Origin of the sequence: Coleofasciculus sp. G1-WW12-02, from assembly GCF_040219735.1 — a bacterium.
Taxonomy (GTDB): domain Bacteria; phylum Cyanobacteriota; class Cyanobacteriia; order Cyanobacteriales; family Coleofasciculaceae; genus Coleofasciculus.
The window spans coordinates 73252-80073 of record NZ_JAVJRX010000053.1 but is presented as its reverse complement, the minus strand read 5'-3'; the positions used below and the strand labels follow the sequence as shown (position 1 = coordinate 80073).

The window sequence follows — 6822 nt, the reverse complement described above, 5'->3', positions numbered from 1 at the left end:
TTCATGAACCGCGCCTTACTTCGTGAAGACGCGGATTGGCAGAGATAACCTGTCAGTAGAGACCTTCCATGGACGGTCTGTACATGAATAAGGGCATGAGTTGGTAGGGGACAATCACTTCCGGACGCTTCTCTAGTTCGGCTTAACTGTAGGCTCAGGAATCTCTCTTGACTGGGTAATTCCAGGACACACCCTTACCAATGCCTTAAGAGACGTAAACATTACACGAGTGGATTATATCTATGAATCGTGTTCCAGTAGTTAGCAACGAAGGAAAACCACTGATGCCTACTAAGCCCTCCAGGGCTAGACGATGGGTCAAAGAAGGTAAGGCGGTGGGGAGATGGTCAGACCTGGGCGTTTACTACGTCCAACTCACTACGTCGTCATCGGCTGAGGAAGTGCAACCCATTTCTGTTGGAGTTGATCCTGGCAAGTCTTATTCCGGCATCGGCGTCCAGTCGGCTAAACATACCCTGCTCCAACTACATCTCATTCTCCCATTTGGACGGGTGAAAAAACGAATGGAAACCCGCGCCATGTTACGACGGTCTCGCCGGGGACGACGGATTAACCGGAATGTCCCATTCAAACAGCGTAACCATCGGCAGAAAAGGTTCGATAACCGCAAACAGTGTAAACTACCCCCATCCATTAAAGCCTCACGGCAATTGGAGTTAAGGGTAGTTAAAGAATTGGCGACCATCTTCCCAGTGGTGGCTATTGGTTATGAGAGAGTTAAAGCCGACATAGACCAAACCAAACGCAAACGTGCCAAGTCGGGCAAGGGCTTCTCTCCGGTGATGACAGGTCAGAATTGGGCGATATCCCAGATGGAAAAAATCGCCCCCGTCTATGTCCGTCACGGCTGGCAAAAAGACGGGAACGGTACATCTCAACTCCGAACCCAATTAGGACTAGAAAAGGATAAAACCAACAAGTCCATAGCCAAACCAGAAACTCACGCAGTTGACGGAGTGGCGTTAGCTTGTGGGTATTTCATTAAGTATGTGCCATTCATCGGTTCTAACTCATACGGTTATACCCATAAGGGCAGCGTTACCGTAACCTCTTCGCCGTTTAAAATCATCACCCGCCCCGGTGCGGTGAAGCGGGGAAAAGAGTACGGCTTTTTCCGTCGCCAACTGCATTTTGAAGTCCCAGATAAGTCGGGAGACAGGAAGCGCAAAGGTGGAACGATTACCCCTTTTGGAGTGAGGATTGGCGATTTGGTTAGAGCACAGAAAGCTGGAAAGTCTTACATTGGTTACGTTGGTGGATTTACCGATACCAAAAAGACTAAAAATATTTCCGTTTGTGACTACACCTGGAAACGCATTGGTCAGTTTGCTCCTAGCAAGGTCAAGTTAATCAGGAGGAATAACGGTCTATGCGTAGCGTAAAAAATTGGATGCCTCCATTCTTCCGGCATCCCTCTATCCCTCCTCGCCCTACGAGAGTTGAGGGCGAGGATTCCCGCGATTTTGTTGAGATTTATCGTCCAGGAGAGGATGTAGAAATTCTCAACTCTCCGGCTACTCTGTCAGGAGAAAATGTGTTACCGGGATTTGTGTTGCATTTAAAGGGGATTCTGTAGGTGATTGTTGCTAGTGAGCAATTCTATACTAAAGCTCGAACATAACTTAAAATCCTTACCAGTAGGAGAGATAACGACGCCCCAGCTTCCGGAAAAACTGGTACGCGATCGCATCTTCCCATATCGCCTTAATCTATTAGAGGAAAGGTATCAAGGGAAAATAGTAACCATGACAAAAGTGATTGTGATTACAGGTGTCAGCCGGGGTTTAGGTCGAGCAATGACTGAGGGATTTATCGCTCAAGGACATACAGTTTTGGGTTGCGCTCGAAACGAGGCAGCAATTAAGGATCTCAATCAAGCCTTTGGTCCTCCCCATAATTTTACCGTGGTCGATGTTGCCGATGAAGATCAGGTCATGGCTTGGGCAAAACTCCTCCTCAATGAGTTCACTCCACCGGATCTGCTGATTAATAATGCGGCAATTATTAATGATTTGGCGCCTTTTTGGGAGATTCCCAGCGAGGATTTTTCCCGTCTGATTGATGTCAATATCAAGGGAGTCGCCAATGTAATTCGCCATTTTATCCCAGCAATGATTGACAGGGGAAGCGGTATAATTGTCAATTTGAGTTCGGGTTGGGGACGCTCAACCTCTCCTCAAGTCTCATCCTATTGTGCCTCTAAATGGGCAATTGAAGGCATGACGCGATCGCTAGCTCAAGAATTGCCCAAAGGAATGGCGGCAATTCCCCTGAGTCCCGGCATGATCCATACTGATATGCTGGAAGTTTGCTATGGCGAAGAGGCGGCGTCTTATACGGCTATCCAAGATTGGGTGAAACAAGCAATTCCCTTCCTGCTGCAATTGACTCCTGCTGATAATGGTCAACCCCTGAGTGTCCCTGTATGATACAATAATGGGTTCGACTCTGTGTTTGGGTGAGACCACAATTATCTCGCTTAAGCCGAAAAACAGCAGGTAGCCCACAAAAGCGGGAGCTATATAAAGTTTAACAAATAAAGGCTTGGGAAACCTCGCCCAAATCAGCTAAAATCGACTAATCATGTCAAAAATCTGATAGTACGACAAAAGCAAAAAGGCGAGATTGCCTTTCCTTAAGCTATGGGGAAATTACCGTTCAAAGAAAAACCCTGGACTCTAAACCAGGGTTTAGTGAAGCATCAAGAATCAGGGAGGATTGAAAAGTAGTGGACAACGTTTATAAACGCCACTCTTATAAGGCAAACTTTGATCAAGCCGAACGTTACCATACCCATTGGGATGAATATTTAATTATTCCAATATGGGAACGGAAAACAGGGCGTTGGACAGTAACGTGGCTAGAATCAGAACAGTTGCTTGAACCGACAATTATTGATCCCTTTGGCGGTTTTGATTTCCCCACAGCTCAAGCCGCGATATCAGCGGCAAAATCTCTCATTGATCATTGTTCAGATGTGGCGGCTCGGAATGCCATGGAAGATAGGCTGATAGAAATCTTAGAAGGGAAGGGATGATATAATATCTGGTTGAATACTTACATGTTGGTGGAGACAAGGCAGAAGGCAGAAGGGAAGTAGGAAGGTTGCACTGGATTCGCATTACTTTTCTACTCGACTTTATTTACCAAGCAATAGGCTGACGACGGTTAAAAAATCCACCAGTCGGTCCATTATCGGGTAAAGTTGCCAGCCATACAGGGGTATCAGCACCTTGCTTAATGTTTAATGGTGCAGCTTCAGAACCCATATCCGTTTTCACCCAACCCGGACAAGCCGAATTAATTAAAATATTCGTTCCTCGTAATTCTCTGGCAAACAAAACCGTAACCGCATTGAGAGCCGTTTTAGAAAGCCTATAAGTAGGAGTGATAATAGTATCATAGGGCGAATTGGGATTACTCATGTCGGCAAGGGAACCCAGGGTACTCGACATATTTACAATGCGACCATAATGTGATGCTTTCATCAAAGGAATACAAGCTTGACACATTAAAAAAGCGCCATAAAGATTTGTTTGCAAGGTTTGCGAGATCGTATCAAAATCCACATCCAATACAGATGTTGTTCTATCGAGTAGCACCCCGGCATTGTTCACGAGGATATGCAGTTCGCCAAGTTCTTGTTTAAGCCAACTAACGGCTTGGTTAATACTCTCATGACTGTTCACATCCAACAGACACAAATCTACGTCTAATCCTTCTTGCTTAAGTTTTTCGCAGGCTTCCCGCCCCTTGTTGGCATCTCTCGCTCCAAGAATAACGCGGATGCCTTTTTGGGCGAGTTGTTTACTAATTTCAAAACCTAAGCCTTTATTAGCACCTGTAACTAAGGCAATTTTACGGGTATGATCTTCCATATCTTTGTACTGAGAGGTTTTCAGCAACCTACTATCTGGAGGTTCAAACTAATTGTACCTGGGATAGACGCCAAGACTGTGCCAAAACTTAGAAGATTTGGTGGGATTAGCTTATCGGTTAAGGGCTAATTACAGTTAAAATTGTCTACATCAAAGGAATTTGTTATGGAAACGCGACCTTTAGGCACTTCCGATATCAAAATCACACCGATTATAATGGGCACCTGGCAGGCGGGTAAGAGTGCCTGGGTGGGGATTGAAGACGCTGAAACGATTAAAGCCATCCGAGCCGCTTTTGATGCGGGTATCACGACGGTGGATACCGCAGAAATCTATGGTAATGGGCATTCCGAGCAGATTGTTGCCCAGGCATTATCAGATGTGCGCGATCAGGTAGTTTAGGCGTCCAAAGTATGGGTAGGGAATCTGAAACATGATAAAGTTATCGAAGCCTGCGATCGCTCTCTGAAAAATCTTCAGACCGATTATATTGACCTGTATCAAATTCATTGGCCCCCTGGGGCTTTTAATACTGAGGTGGTGCCGATTGAGGAGCCAATGAGCGCCTTGAACAAACTTAAGGAACAAGGCAAAATTCGGGCAATTGGTGTCTCTAATTTCTCCCGTACACAGTTAGAAGAAGTGGCTCAGTATGGGAAGATTGACAGTTTACAGCCCCCCTATTCCTTGTTTTGGCGGAAAGTTGAGCAAGATGCTCAACCCTACTGCATTGAGAATAATATATCAATCCTGGCATATTCATCCCTTGCTCAAGGATTGCTCACGGGTAAATTTAAACCCGATCATCAATTAAGAGAAGGCGATAATCGTGCCAACAATCGTCTTTTTCAAGGGGAAAACTATAAACGAGCGCAGCAAGCTTTAGATAAACTGCGCCCGATTGCTGAACGCCATGATTGCAGTCTTGCCCAATTATCCCTCGCCTGGTTAATTGCCCAACCGCAAACGAATGCGATCGCGGGGGCGCGTCATGAAGGACAATCCTCTAGTAATGCCAAGGCGGCTGAGGTTAAGTTATCTCAAGAAGAACTGCAAGAAATTGACGCGATCGGACGTATTGTTACTGCTCCCCTGGACGATAATCCTGTGATGTGGGATTGGAATTCATAATAGATAAATAAGCAAGTTCTCGATTAAGAGAAGTAAGCCCAGATACCCGCCCGGAGTTCAAACTCCGGGCTAATAGCTTAAGTCCATTAAAATGGACTAAAACTCTGATCCAATCCTATGCCAGACGAGCTTGTTAAAAGATATAATTGCTGTGTGTTATTGGGATTCATTTGCCGGGGATAAGTTTTGTCGTTAGACTAGGGTGTAGAACCTTAAGACCTGCATTATTTATAGTGAAGACCAGTGCCCAAGACTGCCTATTCTCAGCGATTCAAACGGGAGTTAGACCCTAGCGGACTGTTTTCTCATCGTGGAATACCATTTAAACCAATTCACGCAGAGTTGCCTAATTTTGATTGGAGACACGCGGCTATTCTACAGTTTGTTGAAGAGAACCGCCACTTGATCAATATAGTCCGTGATCGGTGGTGGGGTTATGACAAAAAGATAGAGAAAAGAGCCTTGAAGTTTGTTGAGCAAACTCAGGGTAAAACTGTTTTTGACGTGACGAAACTAGAAAAACAGTATAAAAAGACTATTGAACAACGTTTGAAAAAGCAGTACGACGAGTGGAAAACTGCTGAAAGCTAATATTGAGCTGGCTGAATAAGTGTTATTGTGAGGGGAGACAATAGGCAATAGTGAAATAGGCAAAAAACATAGGAAGTTTATAGCGCTTTGCGCTGGTATATTTACAAATTTAGAAATGGATGCTTAATCCGGTAAGCTTTAGAACATTTGTACTGTAACTATGCGAAAGCGAACTGCTATTAGCCATCACTTGACATAGACTAAATCTCCGTTTTCTTGGCCCGAATTGTCCTTCAATATATAGTGCGATCGCCTATCACCATAGGTTGGGTTTCGGCGCGTCAACCCAACCTCCACTCTCGTCCAGAATCAACGCAAAATTGAGATTAGACAACCACTCTCATTTTTTCATAAATTAAGCTTGTAGATTTTTAAACTCTTGGGCGATTACGAGAACATCCTGATAAAGTTGTGGACTAATCCGTTTACCCACAGCAATCAAGTCATCCAAAATCGGTTTAACCTGAGTAATCAACCTCTGTTCTTTAGCAAGTAGCAACGTTCCAATTGTGCCAGTCACGGGCAAAAGTCGCGCTTTGGCTACTCGTCGCGCCCTCAAATCATCAATCAAAACCTGTTGTGCGCCTAATTCTTCGGCAAGAATAATTGCAGCGGCTTCACCCCGATGAATTTTTGCACGTTCTTGTAAGGCAAAGACTTGACTGTTATCCTGAACTGAACGCACTTCAATCCAAGTCGCTGCCTGAACAACAACGACTGCTGGATGATTTCCAGTAGTTACTTCGTTGTAGACTTCTTGAGGAACGATAACTTGTCCGAAAACTCCCCGTAGTAACGTCAGTTGTCCAACTTTTGCTAGTTCGCTTAATGGTGTGGTGTCTGAGACAACTATCATGATTGATGTTTGAGCAGAAACTGTCTAACTTGGGCAATCTCTTGCTCTAACTCTTCCTTGGTTTGGCTAGGAAAGGTCGGTATATCATATAAATCCATTAACTCAGAAAGTTGCCAGCGATCAATGCCTAGCAGTTCAGCCGCTAATCCAGCACTAATATCAGCATGGTTCAGGAGCGTCATGACGTAGGCTTCCCTGGCGCGTCGTTCTGCTTCTAAGCGATGGATTTCTGGAAGTTCAGGTAACTTTCCTGTCAGTTTAATGTCCAATTTGAGTTTTTGGGTTGACATATTATTCCAGAGTGGTGGTGTGGCAAGTGCGATCGCCTATCACCATAGGTTGGGT

General features: G+C 44.9%; 7 protein-coding genes and 2 pseudogenes. 6 read left to right on the top strand and 3 right to left on the bottom strand.

From position 1 onward, the window contains the following. Positions 1-242: 242 nt before the first annotated feature. The 4 genes and pseudogenes from RID09_RS09765 (at position 243) to RID09_RS09750 (ending at position 3058) form a co-directional block, all read left to right on the top strand. The gene (locus RID09_RS09765; protein ID WP_446335750.1) at positions 243-1403 is read left to right on the top strand and encodes an RRXRR domain-containing protein; all 1161 of its coding nucleotides are present in this window, start codon (positions 243-245) and stop codon (positions 1401-1403) included. Between the two features lie 83 nt (positions 1404-1486). Beyond that, a pseudogene (locus RID09_RS09760) lies at positions 1487-1597 on the top strand (Uma2 family endonuclease); the annotation flags it as partial. A gap of 169 nt (positions 1598-1766) precedes the next feature. Next, positions 1767-2450: an SDR family oxidoreductase gene (locus tag RID09_RS09755; protein WP_446335753.1), complete on the top strand. Its 684-nt coding sequence runs from the start codon at positions 1767-1769 to the stop codon at positions 2448-2450. A gap of 299 nt (positions 2451-2749) precedes the next feature. Beyond that, positions 2750-3058: a hypothetical protein gene (locus RID09_RS09750; protein ID WP_446335749.1), complete on the top strand. Its 309-nt coding sequence runs from the start codon at positions 2750-2752 to the stop codon at positions 3056-3058. 106 nt (positions 3059-3164) lie between these two features. Here the strand turns inward: RID09_RS09750 and RID09_RS09745 are convergent, their stop codons facing one another. Next, a complete protein-coding gene (locus RID09_RS09745; RefSeq protein ID WP_446335748.1) occupies positions 3165-3899 on the bottom strand; it encodes an SDR family oxidoreductase in 735 nt (244 codons plus the stop codon). 165 nt (positions 3900-4064) lie between these two features. Between RID09_RS09745 and RID09_RS09740 the strand changes: the two are divergent. Both RID09_RS09740 and RID09_RS09735 read left to right on the top strand, forming a co-directional pair. After that, a pseudogene (locus tag RID09_RS09740) lies at positions 4065-5030 on the top strand (aldo/keto reductase). A gap of 243 nt (positions 5031-5273) precedes the next feature. Then, a complete protein-coding gene (locus RID09_RS09735) occupies positions 5274-5621 on the top strand; it encodes a hypothetical protein (RefSeq protein WP_446335747.1) in 348 nt (115 codons plus the stop codon). A 355-nt stretch (positions 5622-5976) separates the two neighbouring features. On the opposite strand, the gene RID09_RS09730 is transcribed toward RID09_RS09735, so the two are convergent. Together RID09_RS09730 and RID09_RS09725 are read right to left on the bottom strand one after the other, a co-directional pair. Further along, the gene (locus tag RID09_RS09730; RefSeq protein ID WP_446335746.1) at positions 5977-6477 is read right to left on the bottom strand and encodes a DUF3368 domain-containing protein; all 501 of its coding nucleotides are present in this window, start codon (positions 6475-6477) and stop codon (positions 5977-5979) included. Continuing rightward, the gene (locus tag RID09_RS09725) at positions 6474-6767 is read right to left on the bottom strand and encodes a UPF0175 family protein (protein WP_446335745.1); all 294 of its coding nucleotides are present in this window, start codon (positions 6765-6767) and stop codon (positions 6474-6476) included. Before RID09_RS09725 ends, RID09_RS09730 begins: the two co-directional genes overlap by 4 nt. Positions 6768-6822 lie beyond the last annotated feature (55 nt).